Origin of the sequence: Synechococcus sp. MEDNS5, from assembly GCF_014279875.1 — a bacterium.
Classification (GTDB): Bacteria; Cyanobacteriota; Cyanobacteriia; order PCC-6307; family Cyanobiaceae; genus Synechococcus_C.
Genome location: NZ_CP047952.1, coordinates 1,571,280 through 1,594,552, shown reverse-complemented (window position 1 = coordinate 1,594,552; position 23,273 = coordinate 1,571,280). Strand labels below are relative to the sequence as shown.

31 protein-coding genes, 1 tRNA gene and 1 pseudogene are annotated in these 23,273 nt (G+C 57.6%); 16 read left to right on the top strand and 17 right to left on the bottom strand.

Annotation, left to right across the window (positions count from 1 at the left end):
* Positions 1-2: 2 nt before the first annotated feature.
* Together SynMEDNS5_RS08590 and SynMEDNS5_RS08585 are read right to left on the bottom strand one after the other, a co-directional pair.
* Positions 3-851, bottom strand: coding sequence for a hypothetical protein (locus SynMEDNS5_RS08590; RefSeq protein ID WP_186582993.1), 849 nt, complete (start codon positions 849-851; stop codon positions 3-5).
* Positions 848-1,345 (bottom strand): hypothetical protein, encoded by a 498-nt coding sequence (locus tag SynMEDNS5_RS08585; RefSeq protein WP_186582992.1) that lies wholly within the window; start codon positions 1,343-1,345, stop codon positions 848-850. Before SynMEDNS5_RS08585 ends, SynMEDNS5_RS08590 begins: the two co-directional genes overlap by 4 nt.
* A gap of 45 nt (positions 1,346-1,390) precedes the next feature.
* On the opposite strand from SynMEDNS5_RS08585, the gene SynMEDNS5_RS08580 reads away from it, so the two are divergent.
* The 3 genes from SynMEDNS5_RS08580 (at position 1,391) to SynMEDNS5_RS08570 (ending at position 4,606) form a co-directional block, all read left to right on the top strand.
* On the top strand, positions 1,391-1,756 hold the full coding sequence (locus SynMEDNS5_RS08580; RefSeq protein ID WP_186582991.1) for a hypothetical protein: 366 nt from the start codon (positions 1,391-1,393) through the stop codon (positions 1,754-1,756).
* Positions 1,743-2,018, top strand: coding sequence for a hypothetical protein (locus SynMEDNS5_RS08575; protein ID WP_186582990.1), 276 nt, complete (start codon positions 1,743-1,745; stop codon positions 2,016-2,018). Before SynMEDNS5_RS08580 ends, SynMEDNS5_RS08575 begins: the two co-directional genes overlap by 14 nt.
* 86 nt (positions 2,019-2,104) lie before the next feature.
* Positions 2,105-4,606, top strand: coding sequence for a GH116 family glycosyl hydrolase (locus SynMEDNS5_RS08570; protein ID WP_186582989.1), 2,502 nt, complete (start codon positions 2,105-2,107; stop codon positions 4,604-4,606).
* Here the strand turns inward: SynMEDNS5_RS08570 and SynMEDNS5_RS08565 are convergent, their stop codons facing one another.
* On the bottom strand, positions 4,607-5,086 hold the full coding sequence (locus SynMEDNS5_RS08565; RefSeq protein ID WP_186582988.1) for an ureidoglycolate lyase: 480 nt from the start codon (positions 5,084-5,086) through the stop codon (positions 4,607-4,609).
* Positions 5,087-5,110: 24 nt separating this feature from the next.
* Between SynMEDNS5_RS08565 and SynMEDNS5_RS08560 the strand changes: the two genes are divergently transcribed.
* Together SynMEDNS5_RS08560 and ribD are read left to right on the top strand one after the other, a co-directional pair.
* Positions 5,111-5,611, top strand: a complete 501-nt coding sequence (locus SynMEDNS5_RS08560) for a DUF3122 domain-containing protein (protein WP_186582987.1) — start codon at positions 5,111-5,113, stop codon at positions 5,609-5,611.
* Complete coding sequence (ribD, locus tag SynMEDNS5_RS08555; protein WP_186582986.1) at positions 5,608-6,726, top strand: bifunctional diaminohydroxyphosphoribosylaminopyrimidine deaminase/5-amino-6-(5-phosphoribosylamino)uracil reductase RibD; 1,119 nt, start codon at positions 5,608-5,610, stop codon at positions 6,724-6,726. The genes SynMEDNS5_RS08560 and ribD overlap by 4 nt, the downstream gene beginning before the upstream one ends.
* Here the strand turns inward: ribD and SynMEDNS5_RS08550 are convergent.
* Positions 6,701-7,426, bottom strand: coding sequence for a potassium channel family protein (locus SynMEDNS5_RS08550; protein WP_186582985.1), 726 nt, complete (start codon positions 7,424-7,426; stop codon positions 6,701-6,703). The two genes, ribD and SynMEDNS5_RS08550, sit on opposite strands and share 26 nt — an antisense overlap.
* A gap of 49 nt (positions 7,427-7,475) precedes the next feature.
* On the bottom strand, positions 7,476-8,222 hold the full coding sequence (locus SynMEDNS5_RS08545; RefSeq protein ID WP_186582984.1) for a potassium channel family protein: 747 nt from the start codon (positions 8,220-8,222) through the stop codon (positions 7,476-7,478).
* A 150-nt stretch (positions 8,223-8,372) separates the two neighbouring features.
* Here SynMEDNS5_RS08545 and ftsH point away from each other — a divergent pair, with 150 nt between their 5' ends.
* The 3 genes from ftsH to SynMEDNS5_RS08530 are packed head-to-tail and all read left to right on the top strand — an operon-like array spanning position 8,373 to position 12,007.
* Positions 8,373-10,250 carry an ATP-dependent zinc metalloprotease FtsH gene (gene ftsH / locus SynMEDNS5_RS08540; protein WP_186582983.1) on the top strand — a complete coding sequence of 626 codons (1,878 nt, stop codon included), beginning with the start codon at positions 8,373-8,375 and terminating at the stop codon, positions 10,248-10,250.
* Positions 10,251-10,302: 52 nt separating this feature from the next.
* Positions 10,303-11,259: an ornithine carbamoyltransferase gene (argF, locus tag SynMEDNS5_RS08535; RefSeq protein ID WP_186582982.1), complete on the top strand. Its 957-nt coding sequence runs from the start codon at positions 10,303-10,305 to the stop codon at positions 11,257-11,259.
* A gap of 4 nt (positions 11,260-11,263) precedes the next feature.
* Positions 11,264-12,007 carry a carboxylesterase gene (locus SynMEDNS5_RS08530; RefSeq protein ID WP_255440094.1) on the top strand — a complete coding sequence of 248 codons (744 nt, stop codon included), beginning with the start codon at positions 11,264-11,266 and terminating at the stop codon, positions 12,005-12,007.
* Positions 12,008-12,100: 93 nt separating this feature from the next.
* On the opposite strand, the gene SynMEDNS5_RS08525 is transcribed toward SynMEDNS5_RS08530, so the two are convergent.
* Positions 12,101-12,781 (bottom strand): ParA family protein, encoded by a 681-nt coding sequence (locus tag SynMEDNS5_RS08525; protein ID WP_186582980.1) that lies wholly within the window; start codon positions 12,779-12,781, stop codon positions 12,101-12,103.
* Between the two features lie 149 nt (positions 12,782-12,930).
* On the opposite strand from SynMEDNS5_RS08525, the gene SynMEDNS5_RS08520 reads away from it, so the two are divergent.
* The 5 genes from SynMEDNS5_RS08520 to SynMEDNS5_RS08500 all read left to right on the top strand — a co-directional run bounded on the left by SynMEDNS5_RS08520 (position 12,931) and on the right by SynMEDNS5_RS08500 (position 14,674).
* Positions 12,931-13,158, top strand: a complete 228-nt coding sequence (locus SynMEDNS5_RS08520) for a hypothetical protein (RefSeq protein ID WP_186586028.1) — start codon at positions 12,931-12,933, stop codon at positions 13,156-13,158.
* Entirely contained in the window at positions 13,155-13,412 is a 258-nt protein-coding gene (locus SynMEDNS5_RS08515) for a hypothetical protein (protein WP_186582979.1), read from the top strand. Before SynMEDNS5_RS08520 ends, SynMEDNS5_RS08515 begins: the two co-directional genes overlap by 4 nt.
* Complete coding sequence (locus SynMEDNS5_RS08510) at positions 13,412-13,849, top strand: hypothetical protein (protein WP_255440092.1); 438 nt, start codon at positions 13,412-13,414, stop codon at positions 13,847-13,849. Before SynMEDNS5_RS08515 ends, SynMEDNS5_RS08510 begins: the two co-directional genes overlap by 1 nt.
* A gap of 53 nt (positions 13,850-13,902) precedes the next feature.
* Complete coding sequence (gene lexA / locus SynMEDNS5_RS08505) at positions 13,903-14,526, top strand: transcriptional repressor LexA (RefSeq protein WP_186582978.1); 624 nt, start codon at positions 13,903-13,905, stop codon at positions 14,524-14,526.
* A 75-nt stretch (positions 14,527-14,601) separates the two neighbouring features.
* A tRNA-Ala gene (locus SynMEDNS5_RS08500) sits at positions 14,602-14,674 on the top strand.
* Positions 14,675-14,882: 208 nt separating this feature from the next.
* On the opposite strand, the gene SynMEDNS5_RS08495 is transcribed toward SynMEDNS5_RS08500, so the two are convergent.
* From SynMEDNS5_RS08495 to SynMEDNS5_RS08450, 11 genes and pseudogenes are all read right to left on the bottom strand, one after another.
* Entirely contained in the window at positions 14,883-15,200 is a 318-nt protein-coding gene (locus SynMEDNS5_RS08495) for a hypothetical protein (protein ID WP_186582977.1), read from the bottom strand.
* Between the two features lie 464 nt (positions 15,201-15,664).
* The gene (locus tag SynMEDNS5_RS08490; protein WP_186582976.1) at positions 15,665-15,928 is read right to left on the bottom strand and encodes a hypothetical protein; all 264 of its coding nucleotides are present in this window, start codon (positions 15,926-15,928) and stop codon (positions 15,665-15,667) included.
* Between the two features lie 346 nt (positions 15,929-16,274).
* A complete protein-coding gene (locus tag SynMEDNS5_RS08485; protein ID WP_255440384.1) occupies positions 16,275-16,709 on the bottom strand; it encodes a thermonuclease family protein in 435 nt (144 codons plus the stop codon).
* A gap of 45 nt (positions 16,710-16,754) precedes the next feature.
* Positions 16,755-16,877: pseudogene (locus tag SynMEDNS5_RS13145) on the bottom strand (YHYH domain-containing protein); the annotation flags it as partial.
* A 160-nt stretch (positions 16,878-17,037) separates the two neighbouring features.
* Positions 17,038-17,430, bottom strand: a complete 393-nt coding sequence (locus tag SynMEDNS5_RS08480; protein WP_186582975.1) for a hypothetical protein — start codon at positions 17,428-17,430, stop codon at positions 17,038-17,040.
* A 37-nt stretch (positions 17,431-17,467) separates the two neighbouring features.
* Complete coding sequence (locus SynMEDNS5_RS08475; RefSeq protein ID WP_186582974.1) at positions 17,468-18,106, bottom strand: hypothetical protein; 639 nt, start codon at positions 18,104-18,106, stop codon at positions 17,468-17,470.
* 238 nt (positions 18,107-18,344) lie between these two features.
* Positions 18,345-18,881 (bottom strand): hypothetical protein, encoded by a 537-nt coding sequence (locus SynMEDNS5_RS08470; protein WP_186582973.1) that lies wholly within the window; start codon positions 18,879-18,881, stop codon positions 18,345-18,347.
* Positions 18,878-19,159 carry a hypothetical protein gene (locus SynMEDNS5_RS08465; RefSeq protein WP_186582972.1) on the bottom strand — a complete coding sequence of 94 codons (282 nt, stop codon included), beginning with the start codon at positions 19,157-19,159 and terminating at the stop codon, positions 18,878-18,880. Before SynMEDNS5_RS08465 ends, SynMEDNS5_RS08470 begins: the two co-directional genes overlap by 4 nt.
* 115 nt (positions 19,160-19,274) lie before the next feature.
* Positions 19,275-19,454: a hypothetical protein gene (locus tag SynMEDNS5_RS08460; RefSeq protein ID WP_186586027.1), complete on the bottom strand. Its 180-nt coding sequence runs from the start codon at positions 19,452-19,454 to the stop codon at positions 19,275-19,277.
* A gap of 101 nt (positions 19,455-19,555) precedes the next feature.
* The gene (locus SynMEDNS5_RS08455; protein ID WP_186582971.1) at positions 19,556-19,882 is read right to left on the bottom strand and encodes a hypothetical protein; all 327 of its coding nucleotides are present in this window, start codon (positions 19,880-19,882) and stop codon (positions 19,556-19,558) included.
* An 11-nt stretch (positions 19,883-19,893) separates the two neighbouring features.
* On the bottom strand, positions 19,894-20,223 hold the full coding sequence (locus tag SynMEDNS5_RS08450) for a hypothetical protein (protein WP_186582970.1): 330 nt from the start codon (positions 20,221-20,223) through the stop codon (positions 19,894-19,896).
* A 67-nt stretch (positions 20,224-20,290) separates the two neighbouring features.
* Between SynMEDNS5_RS08450 and SynMEDNS5_RS08445 the strand changes: the two genes are divergently transcribed.
* The 3 genes from SynMEDNS5_RS08445 to SynMEDNS5_RS08435 all read left to right on the top strand — a co-directional run bounded on the left by SynMEDNS5_RS08445 (position 20,291) and on the right by SynMEDNS5_RS08435 (position 23,273).
* Entirely contained in the window at positions 20,291-21,097 is an 807-nt protein-coding gene (locus tag SynMEDNS5_RS08445) for a neutral zinc metallopeptidase (RefSeq protein ID WP_186582969.1), read from the top strand.
* A 514-nt stretch (positions 21,098-21,611) separates the two neighbouring features.
* Entirely contained in the window at positions 21,612-22,721 is a 1,110-nt protein-coding gene (locus SynMEDNS5_RS08440) for a hypothetical protein (protein ID WP_186582968.1), read from the top strand.
* A gap of 216 nt (positions 22,722-22,937) precedes the next feature.
* A complete protein-coding gene (locus tag SynMEDNS5_RS08435; protein WP_186582967.1) occupies positions 22,938-23,273 on the top strand; it encodes a hypothetical protein in 336 nt (111 codons plus the stop codon).

Sequence of the window (23,273 nt, the reverse complement as noted above, 5' to 3'; positions counted from 1 at the left end):
AGTTATTGACCAAAGGCCACTTGGCACGCGGCGTTCAGCAGTTGTGCTTCATGGGCATCACGAGGTGAGGCGCCGTTGAATGTCCCCTGGCGGCAGTCGGCACTGAAGCGCAGCGTGCTTCTCCCGTCATTCACCTCAAAGGTCACCACATCGCCCGTAGCGGTCACGCTTGGGTAATAGAGGTAATAGTCGGAGTCGGGAACTTCGATGTAGCTCACCTCATTGCTTTGCGCTGATGTCACGAGGCTGTTGATCACGCCAAAGGTGGCCAGGCCAGCCAGGCCCCACGCTGCAGCCTGACCGGGGTACCACCCCCAGTTGTTGTAGTAGGAGCTTCCGTACCATCCATAACTCCAGGGTCGGCTGCTGGTCCAATTGTTGTTGCTGTACCAACCATTGCCATAGCGATCCCAGTTGTTGACCACATCACGGCGGGTATCGGCCCTTGTATCGACGCGATCCGTGCGGTTGTTCTGGCGGCTGCTGGTGCGGTCCGTCCGACCCTGCTGGCGGGCATCGATGTTGCTGCCGCGAGTGGTCTGGCGGTTATCGCGGTTGCCCTGACGAGTGTTTTGGCGGTTGCCGCGGGTGGTTTGACGGGTGGTCTGACGACTGCCGCTGTAAGAGCTGAAGCCCGTTCGACCGCTGCTGCGTGATCCACCGCCTCTGGAACCACCGCCTCGGGATCCACCGCCGCGGCGCTGGGCCAGGAGCTGTTCCTGCGAGGATTCCTGGCGGATGGTGTCGTGGCTGGAGAGAGCGGCCAGGCTGGCCGCGGGCTGCAGGGAGAGGAGCAGGCCGAGGCATCCTGCGATCCGTCGTGTGCAGCGGTTCTTGATGGGGGGTGTCATTGCTTGATGGCCTCCTTGAGGCGATCACAACCGTTGTCAAAACAGGCCACAGCCACGCGTCCGTTGGGACCGAAGGCCATGCCCACTCGGGTTCGGCCCTGTATGGCATCACCGCTGTTGATCAGAACGTCGGCCAGGAACGAGGGGTTCTTCACGCAGAAGGCCTCATCGTTAAAGCACAACTCCTCTGTTTTGAAGTTGATCAACGCGTTCTTCACCGAGATCCAGGGCTTGGCGTTGCTTCCCCGGCCTTCAATGCGCACGTAGGGATCTTCGATCACGCGATAGCTCACGGTGCGCGAGCCGAACTGATGGCGATATTCGGTGCTGTCGTCAACGTCGACTGCCTGCACGCGACAGCTAAAGGATCGATCGCCGGTTCTGCAGGTGGTGTTCAGGCTGTAAAGCTCTTCGGCTTTCATCACGGGGGTGCTGAGACTGCCAAGCAGGACTGTCAGGCCTGCCAGCACCGCAGCGCGACGCTGATTGGGCATGGGTGTGGGGGGGGGTGGAGGTGTTAACGCCTCCATGACGTCACCATGACAATCGATCCTGTTGATGGCAGCAGTTCTGCACAGGTGGGATCAATGCGCCTGGCGGCGGTACGTTGGCGCCCAGACGTCAACAAGGTTGTGGTCCAGTCCTTTGCCCTTGCAGTGGTGTTGTCTTTGCTGGTGCCGACGCCAGCGCGAGCGGTGGATGACTGCGGCCTGATCAAGCGGTTGATGAACACGCTTGGCGCTTCGATGGCGCGCAACCGCATGCTGATCGCTTCGTCTCAGGCTTCAGGGGAAAATCCGCAGCAGGCTGAGGAGGCCAGTGCGCTCCTGGCGCGCCAATCCAAGGATTTTCGCGAGCTGCGGGAGGATTATGTGCGCAATCAATGCGGTAATGACTGGGATTGATTCACGGCAGCCTTCGCGCCGTCAGCGTCTGCATGAATTGCTGCTGGCCTTGATCGCCCGGGAGGACGACCTCGAGCTCATGGATGGAGAAGGGCCTGCAGGACTGGCTGGCTCGGCAACAGGTGAAGGTGCCGTTGTGGCGGCCCGCTGGTTGGAGCGCAACCAGCGGGTGTTTCAGAAGTATCAGGCTCTGGTGCGCACGGCAGTCACCCTCGACGCGCTGCTCGATGATGAGCAGCGGTCGGATTCTTCTGAGGCCTAGGCCCGCCACGGTCTTGAGGCTGCAGTTGGCCATCCCCTGGCTTGTCTGGCAATGTCTGGCAATCTGGGGCGACTTTCCGCCGTCCCATGGCTCCCCTTGGTCTGTCTGCCCTGCGCTCGCTCCTGCGCCGCAGTTCCCGGCCGCAGGCCTGGACGCCGCCTGAGGCCAGTTGGAGCCGGCCGTTCGGTTTGGGCTGGGATCAGCCCTACACGGTGCGTTACGCCAGCAATCTTGATGACGGCCCATGGCACGGCATGCCCCTCGGGGGCTTTGGTGCTGGCTGCATCGGCCGCAGCTCCCGCGGTGACTTCAACCTCTGGCACCTCGATGGTGGAGAGCACTGGTATGGCACGATCCCCGACTGCCAATTCGCCCTGTTCGAAAGCAACGGCAGCAGCAAACGGGCCCACGCTTTGGCCGTGAAGCCCGAGGCGGATGCCTCACGCCCCAACAGCGGTGAGCCCCTGGCTGCCTGGGATTGGTATCCCGCCAGCACGCCTGAGCTCAGCACCGGCACCTATGCCGCCCGCTATCCCCTGAGCTGGACCCGTTATGAGGGCGTGTACGACGCCGAGGTGAGCTGCGAGGCCTTCAGCCCAATCCTTCCAGGCGACTACCAACGCACCAGTTATCCGGTGGCCGTGTTCCGCTGGACCCTGCGCAATCCCACCGATCAACCGTTGGATCTGTCGTTGCTGCTGACTTGGCGCAACACCGTGGGATGGTTTTTCAACACCGACCCCTCGGCAGAGGTGCACTTCCGCGACGACGGCAGCCCTGAGCACAACTACGCGCCGGCGATCGGCCAGGGCGAAGGACAGCGCAACCGTTGGTTGGATCAAGAGGGTGTGCGCGGCATCGTGCTGGAGGGCCAGCGCAGTGAGCCCATCGGCGAGGGGCAGGGGCAGTGGTGTCTGGCGGTGCCGGACACGCTGGAGGGCGTTGAAGTAATGCGCTGCAGCCGCTGGGACCCCACGGGCGATGGCCAGGAGCTCTGGCAACCGTTCGCTGCGGAGGGCCGCATTCCCAACAGCAACAACGACCGCTCCAGCCGTGCGGGTGAGCAGGCCAGTGCAGCGATCGCCCTCACGTTCACCCTGGCTCCCGGGGAATCCCGCGACATCCCGATTGTGATGAGCTGGGATCTGCCGGTCACCGCCTTCGCGACTGGTGTGCGTGATCTGCGCCGCTACACCGACTTTTTTGGAGCCGATGGTTGCAATGCTGCGGCGTTGGCAACGGAAGCGCTGCGCGACTGGCGCCATTGGCGTGAGCAGATCGATGCCTGGCAGGCACCGGTGCTGGCGCGCAAGGAGCTGCCGGAAGCGTTGCGTATGGCTCTTTTCAATGAGCTTTACGACCTGGCCAGTGGCGGAAGTCTCTGGACCGCGGCATCGGGCAAGGATCCCCACGGTCGCTTCGGGGTGCTCGAGTGTCTCGACTACGCCTGGTATGAAAGTTTGGATGTGCGGCTGTATGGCTCCTTTGCCTTGCTGCAGCTCTGGCCAGAACTCGACAAGGCCGTGTTGCGCAGTTTTGCTCGAGCGATCCCGGCGGCGGATGCCACCCAGCGGCCGATCGGTTGGTATTTCACCCAGGGGCGCGGCCGCGTGGAAGCCGATCGCAAAGTGGAGGGGGCCACGCCGCATGACCTGGGGGCTCCCAATGAGGTGCCCTTTGATGCCACCAACTACACGGCGTATCAGGATTGCAATCTCTGGAAAGACCTCGCCAGTGATTTTGTGCTGCAGGTGTGGCGCACCTTCAAGCTCGCACCCACCGGCGAAGACCTCACGTTTCTGGCTGACTGCTGGCCTGCGGCAGTGCAGGCCTTGCACTACCTGAAGCGTTTTGATGTCAACAACGACGGCTTACCCGACAACGGAGGTGCTCCCGACCAGACATTCGACGACTGGCCTCTGAAGGGGGTGAGTGCTTATTGCGGGGCGTTGTGGATCGCCGCGCTTGAAGCCGCTCTGGCCATGGCCCAAAGGCTGCAGCAGGAGCTGGGGCTGGACACGGGCAGCGATCAGCACACCTTCAGCGCCTGGCTTGAGCAGTCGCGCATCAACTTTGATCGTTTGCTCTGGAATGGCGAGTACTACGACATCGATGCCGAGAGCGGCACGCCGGTGGTGATGGCCGATCAGCTCTGCGGGGACTTCTATGCCCGCCTGCTGGGGCTGGAGCCGGTGGTGAGTGAGGCCAACAGCCGCAGCACGCTCAATGCGGTGAAGGAGAGCTGCTTTGAGAAGTTCCAGGGCGGCAGCCTCGGTGTCGCCAATGGCCTGCGCCGGGATGGCACGCCCTTGGATCCCAATGGCACCCATCCGCTGGAGGTGTGGACGGGCATCAACTTCGGCATCGCCAGCTATTACCGCTTGATGGGCGAAGGGCAAACCGCAGAAGCGATCTGCTCAGCGGTGGTACATCAGGTGTATGGCGGTGGTCTGCAGTTCCGCACGCCGGAGGCGATCACAGCGGTGAACACTTTCCGGGCGTGTCACTACCTGCGGGCGATGGCGATCTGGGGGCTGTGGGCGACGCACACCGACTGGCAACGGATTCCCGGTGCTGAGAGGGGCTAGTCAGCGCAACGTCACCTGTAAGGGCCGACTGAGAGCAAGGGTTTCATGATCGTTCTGGTTGGTGTCGCTCAGCTCCAGATTGAAAAAGGAGGCGGAGTCGGCATCAAACAAAGGCCCGGCATGCCAGGTGCCCAGATGCAATTTGATGCCCTCTCCGGCTTCAATTCGCAGCAGCCAAACCGCTGAGGCATCGAGCACAGGCCCTTCGATCTCTGGCGGTGCCAGCAGCAGCCAGAAGGGGCGTGCTTCTGCGGAACTCAGGCATTGGGTGGCGTTCAGGTGACGGGTCATTGCCGTGATCCGCAGGGGTCTGCGGGGGATGCGCATTACGTAGTACCGCAGCGTCCCTGGCCCGAAGCTCAGCTCCGCGTCCTGTTCCCCGGGCGGGGTCATGTCGTCCACCTCGCGCAAGGCGGTGCCACAGGCTTCAAGGCGGGGGTCCAGCAGGGACCCCGCATGCAGGGGCTGATGTTCGATCATGGGAGCACTGTTCGCGCTTGATTCATGCTCGCGTTGCGTCGTCTGCTTTGCACACTGCTGGTTGCCGTAACGCTCTTGCTGCTCACCCCCATGGCCGTGAGCGCGCAGGTGCATGAACACCAGGATGAAAACGGTGCACCGATGCTGCGCAGCCTCGAAAGCCTGCGAGATCTGGATTACCAGAGTTGGCAGGCGGTGGCTTATCGCACCGGCAAGCCGGGTAACCCTGTGGTGCTGCGCATCGTGGGCTACCCCGGCAAACTCCGCCTCGAACACCCTTCCCCCCTGCTCGTGCAGGCCGGCGTGAAGGAGTGGCAGCTCGACGACATCACTCTTGAGAATCCCGTTCTGGCCAGTGATGGCCGGGAGGCGGCCGCTGAGTTCGCCCTCGACCCCCTGCTCAACGATCTCAGCAACAACCGCCCGCTGCGCTTGTACCTTCCCGGTGTGTTCAACGAAATGCCTGTTCCCCCCTATGTGGTGGGGGAGTGGCGTGAGGTGCAGACGGAGCCTCTCAGTTCATGAGGGCGGTCGCTGACGCTGAGCAGCACTGGATTCCCTGGATGCGTCGGGCCTTGGCGCTGGCGGCCTTGGCCGATGGCCACGCCAGCCCCAATCCCCTGGTGGGCGCGGTGGTGCTCGATTCCTCCGGCGCGCTGGTGGGTGAGGGGTTTCATGCCCGGGCCGGTAACCCCCATGCCGAAGTGGGGGCCTTGGCCCAGGCCGCTGATGCCGCCCGAGGCGGCACGATCATCGTCACTCTGGAGCCCTGCTGTCATCACGGCCGCACCCCTCCCTGCACGGATGCCTTGATCAAGGCAGGGATCGCTCGGGTGGTGGTGGCGCTCACCGATCCCGATCCCCGTGTTGCCGGCGGTGGTTTGCAACGGCTGCGGGATGCCGGTGTGGAGGTGATCGCCGGAGTGCTGGAGGCAGAAGCGGCCCACCAGAACCGCGCCTTCTTGCACCGCGTGCGCACCGGTCGGCCCTGGGGCCTTCTCAAGTGGGCGATGAGCCTGGATGGCCGCACGGCCTTGCCCAATGGAGCGAGCCAATGGATCAGCGGACCCAGCGCACGCACCTGGGTGCATCGTCTGCGGGCCCAGTGCGATGCCGTGATCGTCGGTGGTGGCACCGTGCGCGCCGACGATCCTCTGCTCACCAGCAGGGGCTTGCGCAGCCCCGAACCGCTGCGGGTGCTGCTTAGCCGAAGCCTGGATCTGCCTGTTCAGGCTCAGCTCTGGGATCAATCCGTCGCTCCCACCCTCTTGGTGCATGGCCAGGACGCGCCGGTGGAAGCGCAGGACCGTTTCGATGCGCTGGGGTTGCAACGGGTGGTGCTGCAGGCCTGTGATCCGGACTCTTTGCTGGCCGTCCTGGCCCAGCGGGGCTGCAACCGGGTGCTCTGGGAGTGCGGCCCGGGGCTAGCTGCTGCCGCACTGCAGCAGGCCTGTGTGCAGGAGTTGGCTGCGGTGGTGGCCCCCAAGCTGCTTGGCGGGGAGTCGGCGCGCACACCTCTGGGGCTTCTGGGTTTCCAGACCATGGACGAGGTGGTGGTTCTGCAGGGGCTGCGTCAGCAGCGCCTCGCCGACGATCTGTTGCTGCAGGCGACCCTCAGTCGCCTTTCAGATCCGTGCTGAAGCGGCCGATCAGCACGCCCATCACCACGGCCAGATACAGGGGGCCAATGATGCTTGTGGCGATGCTCAGCATCCGGGCCAGCGGCAGAACGGGATTGATGTCCCCGTAGCCCACAGTGGTGAGACACACGAAGGCGTAGTAGTTGATCTCAGCAAACGAGCTGCTCACCATCAGCACGCTGTCGGAGCTGAGTTCCATCATTGAGGCCATGGTCAGCGGCCTGAAGCTGCCGTGCTGAATCGTTTCCACTGCCCCCATCACCAGGCCGGCGGTGAGGCCCAGATGCAGGTATCCCGCGGCGGCCCCCATCAGCACCCGTTCGTTCACCTTGGTTTCGCTGGCCAGGGCCCGCACCAGCCGAATCACACTCCAGCCCACCAGTAGGCACCAGCTGGTGACCAGGGGGATGCCGCTGCTCTCCAGCTTCACCGGTGTAATCAGCCACATCCACTGCGACACCACCGCGAACAGCCCCAGCGCTTGATAAAGCCGGTCGCTCCAGGGGTGGGCGTTGCCGCTGGTGCCCAGCACCCGCGTGAACCAGAGAGCGATCAGCGAGTAGCAGGGAGCGCCGAGCCAGTTCAGTGGCGGAAACGCAAAACTGATTAGCACCAGCAGGGTAAGAGCCAGCAGCACCCTGTAATCCCTTTGGCCGGGGCCATTGCGTTGTTGCAGAAGAAAAGACGGAAAGCTCGGCACGTTCGGCGTCGGTCTTCTGGAAGTCTCACCACAGCGCAGGCGTTTGTCTTCAACGTCGATCGGGATTGTGTTGCTCTAAGCGTTCTTCGATCTCACGATCACCGGAGTAACGCCCGATCAGCACCCCCATCACCACGGCCAGGTAGAGCGGTCCGGCAATGCCTGTGCTCACGGCCAGCATCCTGGCGAGGGGAAGCTCGGGGTTGATGTCTCCAAAACCAACGGTGGTGAGGCAGATGAAGGCGAAGTAATTGATCTGGGCAAACACCGGCGCTGAGACGAGCACCGTGTTGTTCTGGCCTGCAGCATCCGTGAGCGGGATGTCGAGGGGCTCGAAGCTGCCTGGCTGGATGGTTTCCACGCCGCTCATCACCAGCCCAGCCGTGAGCCCCAGCAGCAGATAGCCCGCGGCTGCTCCCATCAGCATGCCTGCAGTCACCCGTCGTTCGCTGGCCAAGCGTTCCACCAGGCGGATCACGCTCCAGCCCACCAGCACACTCCAGCTCAACACCAGCGGCACGCCACTGCTCTCCCAGCGCACCGGGGTGAGCAGCCATAGCAGCTGGGCCAACAGCGCCACGATTCCAAGCGCTTGATACAGACGATCCTGCAGGCTGAGTACCTGCTTGCGGATCATCACCAATTGGGTGAGCAGCAGGGCGATCAGGGCATACCCGAGGCTTCCCAGCCAGGTGACCCTGGGAAACGCGAAGCTGGCCAGCACCAGCAGGCAGAGTCCCAACAGCAATTCATAAAGTCGTTCCCTGCGTCGCTTGCTCCGCCATTCCGATCGCATCGTGCCTGGGGTTACTCAGGTCGAGAATGGCTCGAATCGCGTGTGTAGGCGAGCCTCTGTCGCTCATCCCTCGTTCGGTTCTCCCCCCCACTCGGATGAACGCTCATCCAATGTGAGCCTTAGTTTGGTTGCATCATCGGGACCCGAAACATGCCGATCCGCGAGGACGACAATCGCCCCAACCGTCGCTTTGGAATTATCAACCTTGTGTTGATCGGCTTCGGGGTGCTTCTGCTGGTCAGCAGTTTCCTGCCCAATCAGGGCATGCAGCAGGTCCCCCGGGTTCCCTATTCCCTGTTCATCGATCAGGTGAACGATGGCGCTGTGAAGCGCGCATACATCACCCAGGATCAGATCCGCTACGAGCTGGCCGAAGCCGAGGAGGGTGCTCCTTCCGTGCTGGCGACCACGCCGATTTTCGACATGGATCTCCCTCAGCGCCTGGAGACCAAGGGCGTGGAATTCGCAGCGGCACCGCCGAAGAAACCCAACATCTTCACCACGATCCTCAGCTGGGTGGTTCCCCCGCTGATCTTCATCCTGGTGCTGCAGTTTTTCGCCCGCCGTTCCATGGGCGCAGGTGGAGCTCAGGGAGCGCTCAACTTCACCAAGAGCAAAGCCAAGGTGTACGTGCCGGATGAGCAATCCCGGGTGACCTTCGGCGATGTGGCTGGCGTGGATGAGGCCAAGGATGAGCTCACTGAAATCGTCGATTTCCTCAAGACCCCCGAGCGTTATGCGGAGATCGGGGCACGGATTCCGAAGGGTGTGTTGTTGGTTGGTCCTCCAGGAACGGGCAAAACGCTGCTGTCGAAAGCCGTCGCTGGCGAAGCCGGTGTGCCCTTCTTCATCATCAGCGGCTCGGAATTCGTTGAGCTCTTCGTGGGCGCTGGCGCGGCCCGGGTGCGTGATCTATTCGAGCAGGCCAAAAAGAACGCACCCTGCATCATCTTCATCGATGAGCTGGATGCGATTGGTAAGAGTCGCTCAGGCTCGATGGGCGTTGTCGGTGGCAACGACGAGCGGGAGCAGACCCTCAACCAGCTGCTCACAGAAATGGATGGCTTCGCCTCCAAAGACAAGCCTGTAATCGTGCTGGCTGCCACCAATCAGCCGGAGGTTCTTGATGCGGCACTGCTGCGTCCCGGACGTTTTGACCGCCAGGTGCTCGTGGATCGCCCGGATCTGTCCGGTCGTAAAACGATTCTCGAGATCTACGCCAAAAAGGTGAAGCTGGCTGAGGGTGTCGATCTCGACCGCATCGCCCAGGCCACCAGTGGATTCGCCGGTGCTGATCTGGCCAACTTGGTGAATGAAGCTGCCTTGTTGGCAGCTCGCAATAAGCAGACGTCTGTACAGCAAGGGGATCTCAATGAGGCGATCGAGCGCGTCGTCGCTGGTCTTGAGAAGAAGAGCAGGGTGCTGCAAGACGATGAGAAGAAAGTTGTGGCGTACCACGAGGTCGGTCACGCCATCGTTGGCCATTTGATGCCAGGCGGCAGCAAGGTGGCCAAAATCTCCATCGTTCCCCGCGGCATGAGCGCGTTGGGCTACACCCTTCAACTCCCTACTGAAGAGCGTTTCCTCAATTCCCGCGAAGATCTGGAAGGACAGATCGCCACCTTGCTGGGTGGCCGATCAGCCGAGGAAATTGTGTTCGGCAAAATCACCACCGGAGCGGCCAACGACCTCCAGCGGGCGACGGATATCGCCGAGCAGATGGTGGGCACCTACGGCATGAGTGACACCCTCGGACCTCTGGCTTACGACAAGCAGGGTGGCGGACGCTTCCTCGGCGGTGGCAACAACCCTCGCCGTACGGTGAGCGATGCCACAGCGCAGGCGATCGATCGGGAAGTTCGGGCCCTGGTGGATAACGCTCATGAGCAGGCCCTGGCGATCCTTCGTCAGAACATGGCTCTTCTCGAAACCATCGCTCAGAAGATCCTTGAGAAGGAAGTGATCGAAGGCGACGACCTCAAGGAGATGCTGGCTGCCTGCGTGTTGCCAGAGGCCGTTGCGGCCTGAGGCTTGACGGATCCACCACTTGTCCCTGATAACAACTGTTTGAAGTCCAGCCATGGCGTTCGCTACCACCAGTGTCGCCGCCGTTCTCATTGCGATGAGCGGCAGCGACTTCCTCTCGTCGGCCGATATCACTGCAGAACAGACCGCGGCGTTGCTGCAGTTGGCAACTCAGCTGAAACAAGGTGATCGTCGCATCGATCTGGGCAACCGGGTGCTCGGTCTGATCTTCACCAAAGCGTCAACGCGCACTCGGGTGAGCTTTCAGGTGGCGATGGCGCGCCTCGGCGGTCAGACCGTTGACCTCAATCCCCAGGTCACCCAACTCGGTCGTGGGGAGCCCTTGGAGGACACGGCTCGCGTGCTGAGCCGCTTTTGTGATGCGCTGGCGATCCGCACCTTCGCCCAGCAGGAATTGGCGGATTACGCCCACTGGGCTTCCATCCCGGTGATCAATGCCCTCACCGATCTGGAGCATCCCTGCCAGGCCCTCGCTGATTTCCTCACGATGCAGGAAGCTTTCGGGGATCTGCAGGGTCAGACGCTGGCCTATGTGGGTGATGGAAACAATGTGGCCCACTCGCTGATGCTCTTTGGAGCGCTGCTTGGCGTGAATGTGCGTATCGGTTGCCCGGAGGGATTTGAGCCGCTTCCCGGTGTCGTGGACCAGGCGCGCTCCCTGGCGGTGAATGGTGCCCAAATCAGCGTGATCACTGATCCAGTGGAGGCTGTGCGTGGGGCGCAGGCGCTTTACACCGATGTGTGGGCTTCCATGGGTCAGGAGCAGGAACAGGCCGAGCGCGAGCGGGCCTTTCAGGGTTTCTGCCTCAACGAGGAGCTATTGGCGGAGGCCGATCCCCGCGCCATCGTGTTGCACTGCCTGCCAGCGCACCGCGGCGAGGAGATCAGTGCCGGTGTGATGGAGGGGCCCTCAAGCCGAATCTTCGATCAGGCCGAAAACCGTTTGCATGCCCAGCAGTCCCTATTGGCGGCCCTGCTGGGCGGGCTCTGAAGGCGTGAGCGCCTCACCCGATCCGATTGTTCTGCCCGGTGGGTCCACCACCGTGGTGTTGATTCATGGCTACACCGGATCGCCTGCTGAGATGGCTCTGCTTGCCGACTCTTTGCAGCATGAGGGCTATGGGGTGGAGTGCCCCTTGCTGGCTGGGCATGGCACCTGCCTCGAGGATCTGATGCCTCTGGAGCCCGATCAATGGCTCAAGCAGCTCGAGGCTGTGGTCGATCGCTTGCAGCACCAAGGCCAGAGCGTGGTGGTGGGTGGTTTGTCGTTGGGGGCGATCCTGGCGTTGCAGGTGGCGCGGCGGCGACCCTCCATCCAAGGGGTGATCACCTATTCACCACCGGTTATCAGCGGTGATCCGCGTGCTCTAATCGCACCGCTGCTGGCCAAGGTTCTGGCTTCGGTTCCACGGCCAGCTGATGACTTCGTTGATCCCACGACCGCTGAGCGCATCTGGACCTACACCCGCTGGCCGAGTCGCTGCAGCGTGAAGGTGCTGGAGCTGATCGCCGACACCCGCCGCCAACTGGCGGAGGTGACGAAGCCCTTGCTGGTGATGGCCAGTCGTCTCGACCGGGTGATCACGCCGCGCGGGGTGAACCGTTTGCGCCAGCAGGTCAGCTCTCCGTATGTGGAGCTGCAGTGGCTAGAAAACAGCGGTCACCTGATCACCACAGACGCTGAATGGCGAACCGTGGCCGCTGTGACCGCAGAGTTCATCAGGCGTCTTGGTGATTAGTTGGTCGCTCGATCAGTCTGCTCGCGGCATCCCATCTCCACCTCATTCACGAAGAGCCGTTAGGCCCTGGCAACCGCTGTGTTGTTACTGCTTTTATGCAGCCCATTCAATTGGGGACACAATCGGGGACACAATCTGACTTGCGTCGCTGTGTTCGTTGTAAAGATCTTCAATCTCCTGGCATGCATCTTCATAAGCGGACCAACCTGTCATGCGGCGGGGGTTGGCGCGACCACGATTGTCGATGGCTTGATCAACCGTTACCCCTTCAGTTTCAGCATGCTCAAAGGCGCTCAGCAGAGGAATACGCGCTTTCAATACTTTGATATCGAACTGTTGGAGTAGTTCTGACGCTTGGTCAGCACTGGCTCCCTTGCGTGCATCAACCTTGACCAGAAGTGCGGCATACGGGACCTTGTACTTCCTTAGCATCTGAGACATCTCAACGGTCAACTCGATCGAACGGCTTTGTGTCGTTGTTGGCAGAAGAATGAAGTCAGCGCCTTCAACCAGGTTTTTAATCTCGTCATCGTTGCTGCTGGCTTGCCCATCGGTCACGACAATCTCGGCCGATCGCGTTGCCTTCGCTGCAGCTTCAATCGGAACAACTGGGCAAGGCAGCAGACCCCTTGCTCCATAAGCAGTTGCCGATCGATTGCGATCGGCGTCGACCAAAACAACACGCTTCTGTTTAAGACTCCAGCTCGCTGCAATGTGCACACTTGTGCAGGTTTTGGCGACACCACCCTTCTGGCCGAAAACAGTGACGAACATTACATATGGAACAGGTTGACTAATTCTGCTGCCTCTGATCGAGAAGGCAACGGATCCGCATCGGCAAGCCTTGCGAGTCAACACACAAAAGACCAGGTCCGACCTGGGGAGTGCGGATGGGTGCCGCAGGCCATGGAACACCGTCACCAATGAACCTCAAAGAACGGGACGAAATCCTCAGGGCTCCCCGCCTGATTCGGCTTAGGGTCTGGACAGTCTCTGCGCTCGTGATGGATCAGCAGGAACGGGACAACTGGAAGCGAATCATGGAAGCGTTGGCAGCCTCCGGTGATACGGAAAGCGCCTTCTACCGTCGGGCGAAAGCCATCAGTGAGGGAGAGCCTGATCCAATGGTGGAGATGGAGTCGCCGTCATGAGCATTGATCCCCTCGAGCGTGGACTGGAGCAGTCCTTTGAAACAGAGAAATGGGGCCGCTTCATTCGGGAGTGCAACGACCTCGAAACCCTGCGCGAAACCGCTCTTTCCTTGTTGCAGAAGCTCGCCCAGCTCAAAGCTGCCAGTTCCTGGATGGCGTCGCGGGCTTCGGAATCGGAAAACGCCAAACTCAAAATGTTGGCAGAGCTGATTCGTCAACGCACCGAGTCCGCTCCGGACGAGGAGGTGTCGTGATGCTGCGGATGTTGCGTGTTGGTGGCGCGTCTCTGGTGGCAGCGCTGGCTCTTGGTGCACCAGCACCAGCTGAAACCTGGCAGCCTCAGACGGAATCGCCGATGTGGGCGAAAACACGCGAACAGCTCACGCAGTCCGGCGATCTACCTGCGAGAACCTGGCTGTTCATGGAGGGACTTCACTCCCCTGCGCTTCGTGCTGGGGAGTATCTCGCTGATCCGACGCGCACCCGCATGGGGGTGGAGTTTGATGGCGCGCTGCTGATCCAGAAAAAAGACGCTGACAACTGGACGGTTCGTCTGGTGAGAATGCGTGCTCTCTGCAATCAGCAACGGTTGCAGCGTTTCTCTGCCCAGGGGAATTGGGTGGATTACGTCGGCCGTGATGGCACGTCTGCGAAAGCACAGTGGATCTGCAGGCTGGGGAAGCCTGGTTAAACACTTGCGCGATCCGCTTACCACCGGTACACATGTATTGACGAACATTTGCATTGCTGGTGCCCGCAGGATCCCCCGAGCCGCTCACGTCTGCTCAACAGGAGTTGTACGAATGGCTTGCTGACTACATCGGCAGTCATCACCACAGTCCCTCGATCCGTCAGATGATGCAGGCCATGGGTCTGCGCTCGCCTGCGCCGGTCCAGAGCAGGCTGCGCCACCTTCAACAGAAAGGATGGATCACCTGGCAAGAAGGCCAGGCGCGCACCCTGCAGCTGTTGGGAGGTGTCGTGTCGGGGATTCCCGTGCTGGGGGCTGTCGCTGCCGGCGGACTGGTGGAAACCTTTGATGACGTGCAGGAGCGGCTGGACCTGGCACCCGTGCTGGAAACCCGCGGTTTGTTTGCCCTCACGGTGAACGGCGACTCGATGGTGGATGCGCACATCGCCGATGGTGATGTGGTGCTGATGGAGCCCGTCACCGAGCCCTCCCGTTTGCGGGAAGGAACGATTGTGAGTGCGTTGGTGCCGGGAAGCGGAACCACCCTCAAGCATTTCCACCGTGATGGTGCTGTGGTTCGTCTGGAGGCGGCCAATCCTGCTTATGAGCCGATCGAGCTGCCCGCTGATCAGGTGCAGGTGCAAGGAAAGCTGGCTGCCGTGTGGCGGCAGGTGTGATTTGAGCGCTGCAAGCGGCTCGGCGTTGTAAGCTTCGACACGACGGAGAGACGGCTAAGGCCTTCTTGCCGGATTGGGGCCATAGCTCAGCTGGTAGAGCACCTGCATGGCATGCAGGGGGTCAGCGGTTCGAATCCGCTTGGCTCCATTCTTTAAAGTCTTGTCATTGACTGGCTGTTCTCGTTTCTAGGTGTGGCCTTCGACGGCTCTCTGCTGATTATTCTCATCATTGGTGCGCAAAATGATGCGCAAATCTTTTGGCGATTTCAGAGGAGGGTTGAGATGCTTCGGCCTGGAGGTGAGGCTCCTTTTGCACCTTTCCCAAAGATCGTGATTCGAGTAGCTGCAGGGGGCGCTCAGCGGTCGAGTCGAGCCAGCTTCATGGCCTGAGCTACTGCTGCAGTGACAGCACCCATCTGGTTGGTCTTGGCCCCCTTCTCCATCACGTTGTGAAGCACCTGCAGCAACTGAGCGGTGTATTCCTTGCGGTCGATGTCGAAATCTTGAACGATCTGCTGATTGGCTTCATGGATGTAGAAGTCGGCCGAACGGGGTTTCAGTCCCCATTCCGTTGCCGCAAACTCAAGGCATTCTGAGCGAGTCCCGCCGCGTGAAAGGATTGCACGCACCATGTTCACGCGTTTGAGTTTCTCAGCCTTCGTGATACGAGCCATACCATCAGTTTATTGCCAATAAAAACCCCCGCCATTGCTGACGGGGGTTGAATTTTTAGTCGGGAGATCGATAGCGACACACACGCCCCCTGCTTTTCCCTTGCGGGTCTTGTATAGCTTTCAGCCGACCAACTTCCATCAGCGACATCAGGCTTCCCGACAAGGGATTACCTCAAAAACGAACGAACCCTGTAAGTGCAGACTTCACTGCCATCCCAGTAACCTTCCTGTCTAGCAGCTTCCCATCCTTGCTGCGCAGAGCCCCCACCATTTACCACTTGTTTGATAGTTATAGAAGCTAAGGCTGGATAACAGCCTCCGGCATTAGCAGGTGAGGCGATCATTGACGAACCACCAATAATAGCAGCGGCAGCGATTGCGTTGAAGAGTTTCATTGTTTTTGGTGTGTAACTAAGCTCTTGCTTTCGAAGACTTAAGCCTCAGAAAAGATGGGGCTAGCCGAATCAATATGTATTGCAGCTCACATATGTACCAATACGAGTGCAGCTTCCTGAGTAATAGTCGCCGTTTGAGTCAGTTCCCGAATAGGACTCGTAGTTGTCTCCAATCCCGTAGCTGCTATAAGAACTTCCGTCGGATCCATAACAGTTGGTCATGCCGCCATAAGAATTGCAATAGGCATAATCAGCCTTGGCTTCCAATGTTGATAGACCAAAGAGTGCTGAGGCAGCGATTGAAACAGCAGCGATGGAAGAGAAAAGTTTCATTTGAGTTAGGTGTTGTGAAGGTCGTCCCTCCGATGTATTCACCATCGCACTTTTGCATCGTTACACCCTCCCCCAACTGGGGGGTTTATTTTCCCGATTTCATCCGTTTCTCTCCCCCAATTGGGTCAGTTGGGCTTGACCGCCCCTGCGTCCTTGCACTTCTGGTGCTTTTGGAACTTGGAAGAGCTAGTGGAACGGCATAACCAACGAATGGAACCTGAGCTGCTGCTGGTCTTTTGCCAGTAGTACCCATTGCTCACCTTTCCTTCTGCCAGAACAGCAGCAGAGACAGGAGTGACTGGAACCAGAAGAGACCCGATCATCAAGACGGGAGCGACGAGGCGAATCATTTCCTTCGGCGGGAACGGCGGTAGTCCCAGGGCTTTAGGTCCACCTTGTATGGACCCCACACCCCGAGCTTCCTGTTCATAGCAGTAGTTTCAGCTGAGAGATATGCATCCGAATCGCACTGTTTCAGGTACCTGCGATACGCGAAGGCAGCACCGCGCTTGACCATTTGTAGGTTGACGTTGGTCGAGCCTTGATAGATCTCAGCCACGGTGCGTCCATAACGGTCTTTGATCTGTGGCTTTAGAGAGATGGGCTTGCCCTGAATCAGTCCCTTCAAGGTCTCGGTCGACCATTTGCCGCTGTTTCCTTGGCTGGTTTCTGGGGCATCGATGCATGCCAGACGGATGGTGACCTTGTTGCCTGCCTTGTCAGTGATCCGAACGGTATCGCCATCTCCCACCGATACGAGAGTGACAGGACCAGTGACCATTCCACTTTTCAACTTGGTGGTGGATCCATTCCCCCGATGGCAGTGCCGCTCTCCTGTCTTGGAGTTTGTGTGACAGCCATTGGAGTCCAACCCGCCGCCGTGTGGATAAGCAGGTGGGAATGCTGCGATTAGCAGTGGTATTGGAAGTAGGCGGACTATTTGCTTCATCCTTGGAAGGTAGCCATGGTGATGGACTTGCAAGAAAAAAAACCCGCCATTGCTGACGGGGCTGAAGGTTTTGTCGGGATCTAGATCACGCCACTACGTGCCCTGTATTTACGGCATCGCCGCTGTTGTATTGCAGGCTTCCCGGCTGAAGCAGTTTAGGTCAAGCTCCAAAATTACAAGAGAACTTACCAGGTACGCGACCACCAAAACTGTTCGTGGCTGTGTACTGAACGTTGACTTTGAAAGTCTTAGCATCAGTAGCAATTACTTGGGCGTTTTGATAGCGATAGCTGCGTTGATCTTTCAACTGTGGCTTCCAGATGGCTTCGCATTTGCGAATCAGTGCGGTTTTACCGCCTACTGCTTTGATGCGATCTGCTGGCGATTTCCAGTTTTTGACACGCTTACAGTCGTATGTCTTGTCGCCAAGACCTGCCTGAATGGCGTTGACTTCAGCTTTAAGTTTGAGGCAGTTTTGATAATCGGCTTGATTGCCAGCCTGAACAGGAGCAGCGATGAGAGTGAGTGCTGCGAGTGCTGTGATGAGTTTCATAGTGAGTGCCTCTCGGCGGTAGGTGAAGCAGGTTGGGTCACCAAGAACCCCGTGCATTGAACTTAGTAAGTTGTGCCTGATAAGCAGCACCGTTGCTAAGACCATATTTCTGGAACGTCAAAACACCACGCTGACCCTTGTCTAAGAATGCAGTGTCATTAGTCCAGCCAGTAACAACGCCGTTCTGCATGATGTTGATCTGAGCGTAGATGTCGCCAGCGGCACGGTCCTTCGCCCAAACCTCCATTAGCCAATAAGAAGAGTTGCCAATAACTTCTGCCTTGTTGCAGGTGTTGGTACACCAGCGACCATAAATACCTTTAGAAAGCTCAAACCAGCCTTCAGCTTCAAATTTGGCTTGAGCAGCAGCAGCGGCTTTGCGCTCAGCTTCTTGCTTGGCTTTTTGCTTGGCGTCTGCTTCTGCTTTTTCCTTTTTGTACTTGGCTTCTGCAGTTGCAAATTCAGCTTGCTTTTCTTCAGGAAGTGCTTGAAGGTTGACCTTGCCGCATGCTGACGGCTTGCCCTTGATTACATCTGAGTTGAGGATTCTGATGCAAGTTTCTGCATATTTCTGATTAGCTTCGCGGCTAACTTCTGCGTTGCCGCCAAGCATGCTGAGGCCAGTCAGTGCGGAGCCAGCGATAGCGCCAGCGATGATGAGGTTACGGAGTTTCATGGTGGGTGCCTCTCGGCGGTAGGTGGTCGGGATCTCTCCTTGTGAACTCACCATCGCACTTTTGCATCGTTACACCCTCCCCCAAATGAGGGATTTATTTGCCTGATCTCAGCCTTCTCTCTCCCCAAACTGAGGGAGCAATAAAAAACCCCGCCATTGCTGACGGGGTTGAATGTTTTGCCGGGAGATTGATGGCAACAACCACGCCCCCTGCTTTCCCCTTGCGGGTCTTGTATTGCTACTTAATTCTCTCCCAAATCTGACGTTGAATTTCAGCAAGATTTGGGTGTTTCTGAGCCCAAAGCTGCAGTGAAGGATTGGCGTTTAACTTCTCTTCCCAGCTCATGCGAAACATGGTCTTTTTAGGTCGAATTTCATTTTCTGGCTGCCATGTCAAATCTGCAACAGGGCAGCTTCCTCTCGACAGCTCTAAACCCAATACTTCCAAATCTTTTGCAATCTTGATTCCTTGCGCTGAACGATACCCATTACCAAAAAGGTCCTTATATGAATAGTCAGTATTTTCTTTCCATCTTTCACGGCATAGTTGTCGCGCGCCCGTATTTGTCTCCCATGCCCAATCGGAAACAGAGTTCAGCTTTGTTCTGAATTTATCTTCAGGACATTTTTCATTAGCCAGTAAAGATTCGGCTCTCCTCGCTTTCGAGATCATATCTTCTGATAATTCTCGAAGGGCTAGACACTCGGCCATGCTTCCTGCAATAGATGGTGAGGCAAGACATATTGACAAAACCAATGGGATGATCCGAATCATTTGCCCTCTACGCAAGTCCAACGACCATCGAAGTCCCAAATAGGCTTATAAATCTTTGCGGTGATTTGACGGCCAGCCGCTTCACACTGCTCGATTGATTCCATAGGCAGAATTTGTAATGATGGACTGCTGTATTGGGCGACTTTCGGCTTGCCGCCACCAGCTTGTTGGTAAGTACCCAACACCAAATATGTAGTTGCTGCATTGGCAGCGGGTGCCATGGCAACCAGTCCACCGATCGCTGAGGCTAAGGCAAGTAAAAGTGGAGTTGTTTTCATCTGATTGCGCGGTCTCGGGCCTTGAATACACCTTCCCATTTTTGCACGGGTACACCCTCCCCCATTTGGGGGAGATTTTTGTGGAAATTTCTTTAAGTGCGATCCCCCAGTTGAGCTAGAGGCTCACCCCTAGGTGCCAGCCCACCAGCCTGTCGGCTTCGTCTGTCGTGAGGATTGGATTCAGCCCGTCGAGCATCAGCTCAATCACTGCTGGCTCACCAAGCTCATGGACGCCTTCAGCCAGCCAGCTCTTGAAGCCATCAGGCTCAAAAAGATCAATCCGACAGGGAAACAAATCAGTAGCAGTAGAAGTGCCCGCTGATTCGTGAAGCCTGCATGACGATGTTGAATATTCAGCATGTGGGATGAAGATGCATTAATAAAAATATGGACTGTTTACGCCTCACTCGAGGTGGCTTCTGAAAGTTTCAATAACTGATCGTATGCAGCTCCGATCATGCAGAATCCAACAGGAACTGATACAAAACCACCAACCAAGCAGGCCAGGTAGCCGAGTAGCACAATGCCAACAACGGCAAGCAGAAACAAACCGATATCAAACCAGTGTGGTGTCACCAATCGACGACTTTGATTCAAGGCATCAACAAAGGACTGTGGCCGGTCCACCATCGCCATGCCAGAGAAAATATATGCCACAGCGAGGTAGATGCCCGGAACAGCAAATGTTAATAATCCAAGCATGATTGCTAAACCGCCAAACACTTGAATGCCGATTAAGTTTGGAATCTGAGTGAGTTTTTTAAAAGTTCTGGAATGGTGACGGTGGCACCACGTGCAGCCTGCAATCCTCCATCAAAAAGTGCGACCGATATGATCAGACCAAGTAACGTCTGAAGGAGTACAAGGCCTACGAAAAGAACGACGGGGCCGCTGCTGACGTCAGGTTTATCGATGTACTCCTGAAGCAACGCCACTTGAAGTGCATTGATGATTCCCCATACAATGGCGGCCAGAATCGTAAAGCCAACCAGTTTTCCGGCGTTCTTGCTGAAGCCACTCCATCCCTGCTGAAAAGCTGATCCGGCGCTAAAACCACGCTCCACCGCAGTAATAATATTCTTTACACACCCTAAACCGTTCCAATATCTCCAAGCTCGCAGACGACATCAGATGTTACCCACAGCTACTGCAAGCCTTGCTCTTTCTGCCGTCCTGATTGACCTTTTATGCACAGTCGCTGTTCAGGCGGGATGGGACATTGAGCACGCAGGGGCTGTTGAAGACCTTCTTGGCGACTACATCAGAACCCTTCCAGGGGGAGACACCGTGGAGTTGCCCCGCTTGTTTCTATATCAAGGCCAAGCCTTCTCGCGGGCATGTCCACAGTCAGGCATTGATTCTCCGGCTTACTGCCCAGGTGATCACACGGTTTATCTGGAAATCACGCTCGGTAATGCCGTAGCTGAGAAATTTGGAGACTTTGGAGCCCTCTCCATTATTGCTCATGAATTCGGACACGCCTATTTGTTTGAAAACAACGCTCATCCACCAGGGAAGGATGGTGAACTCGCCGCTGATGCCTTCGCTGGGGGCTTTGCTCGTTATGTCGAAGCCAAAGGGCTGTTGGAAGCAGGAGATTTAGACGAAGCCCGCGCCACCTTTGAAGCCGTTGGAGATTATGAGGTGTATCACAATGATCATCACGGCACTCCAATGGAGCGGCGCCAAGCATTCAACGACGGCTATCTGAAAGGTTTTCGCCTGCCTGGGGACCGGCAAGAAACGCCTCGCCAAGCCCCTGAACCCAGCGTTACTCCGCCGGCATCACAGCCTTCTGTTCCACCCAGCTCAAACCCAGCGGGTGCTGCGGCGCCACCCATACCAGTGCTTGGCCTGGGTCTCGCAGGGATCATGACCGTGATCATGGTTGCGACCATCGTGATGATGGTGAATCGAGCCGGTGAGGATGAGTTCTGAGAACGTCAAGCCATACAGCCCAGAACGTCGAGAAAGGTGCATCCCTCATCCGGGGGATGCGGTCTACCTTGATTAAGGGCGAGTTCTGAGAGCGTCAAGCCATACAGCCCAGTGCCCCGTGAAGGGTTCATTCCCCATTCGAGGGATGCGGACTACCTCACTCAGGGTGATGATGGTGGGGAACATCAGCATCCTGGTCTTTGGGTGTTCCATCCATGTACATCTCCCAAGAAGCGAGACATTTTTTTCCTTTAGCAGCGAATGAACATTTCTTAACAGTGCAACTCGCTCGTCAATGACTTATTCATCCCATAATCGTCTGCTACTACAGCGTTATCTCGCAACGTTTGTGAGTGCTGCAGGCTCACTCTTGTTGTTAACGGGCTGTCCTCCCCCGCCACCACCCTCGGCCTGTGTCGTCGGGACACCTCCACCATCAAACACACTACAAACGCTCTGGGAAAGCGTCCCGGATGCAACATCTCTGGAACTCGCCATTGATGGCAGTGGCTCGATGTTGGGGTTCACCTCAGCAGGAGCGCCTTCCAGCAACTGGCAGAAATTGATCAAGGCAGTCACGCTCTCCGCAGCCTCCACCAATCTTGGTGTTGAAACCTTTCGTGTGGGTAGTGGAACTATCAAACCTCTGTCGTCGTGGCAAGAAGCAACGAAACCTTGTTTTTATCAAGGATGTGGTGCCTACCCACCCGTGTCTTCAAGCTTGGATACCGTTTGGCAACGCCCTGGCCTCACCAAAGCGACCAAGGGTAAGGGTGCTCAGGAAAAAGTTCCATTAAGGCTCACCATCACAGATCTGGAAGCCAATAATGGTGATATCACAAAGCTCACCGCCGTAATCAAGCAGCATGTGGCTCAGGGGGCCGTAATCGGTGTTATGGCCCTCAAACTTCCTTTCAACGGCAGTGTGTACAACTCCAATGCTGAGGTGATCTTCAAGGGCAAAACAGAGCGGCCGATTTATTTGTTGGCGACGGGTCCACAACGGCAAGTCCATAAGTTATTGGATGAGATCAAATCAAATGCCTCGATCTCGGGCATAGAAGCTGATTCAATTCAAATTTCATATCTTGATCGAATCACCACATCACCCACACAAACGGTTGAGATTGTTGAGGGGATGCCGACAGCCAGTGTCGCTTCAGGCTTACCTATTCGCCTGAATGGAGTCACCTACAGGCCCGGGAATGACTTTGCCCTGGTGAGGCTGTTCCCCAAGGCCAAAGGTGTTGCGATGGCAACCAAACAAGGTATCAGTGTCACTGGCATCAACACAACCCAATTAGGCCTTGCCAAATTGGAAAGTATCGATCCTGCTACGCCTCTTAATGGGGAGTCGATTACTGGTGAAGCGATTATCAACAATCAATTGGTTGTTCAAATCGCGTTGCCAAACCCAACAATCGGCAACGCATTGCGGGTTACTGTTCCGCGTGGTGCTTTGCCTCAACAATGGTGGGTGGACTGGGATCGACGTGATCCTGAAAACCCCAATTCCAAGCAACTCACAGATGGCTTGTTGCTACTAATGAGTAATCTCAGTAAAATGCTTGTTGAACCAGGCTCAACTCCAGCAGCTTCACTTTGCTTGATGTATTCCAATTAACACTTATCAACGATTAACACCATGCGTAGTCACCAATTGATTTTGCTTGGAGCCTCAGTGGCTTTGGGCATTATCTGGGTTCACTTTATTCAAAACTGGATCTTTCTTAACTTGTTTGCCGGACTGCTTGTGGGGCCGGGATTGAACCTCAACAACTATCTGCAAACCGGTAGCAGCCCTGCTTTTACGGTTTTGTGGGCTGGCTGTTTTTCAGCGATGTTGATCTGGATCGCTCAAACGCTGTCTGGCAAACCACGGAGTTCCAAACAAACCCGCCAGATGCAACCGATGTGGTGGATCGCCGCTGTGGTTCTCACCGTCTTTGGATGGCTCTGCCTGGCATGGTTCACTGTTTTTGTCTGGTCGGTTACGGGTACTTCACCCTCTGCCGGGATGACTTCCTATCCCGTTCCAGCCGGTGGCTGGATCGTTCTGATGGGATTTGTGGTTCTTGATGTGATGCTTCTGTTCTGGGTTCCAACCCTGCTGGCATCACCACGCACCTATCGGTTCGTGGTGCCTGGTGCCGTCACATTTCTTGGGAGTCGTTGA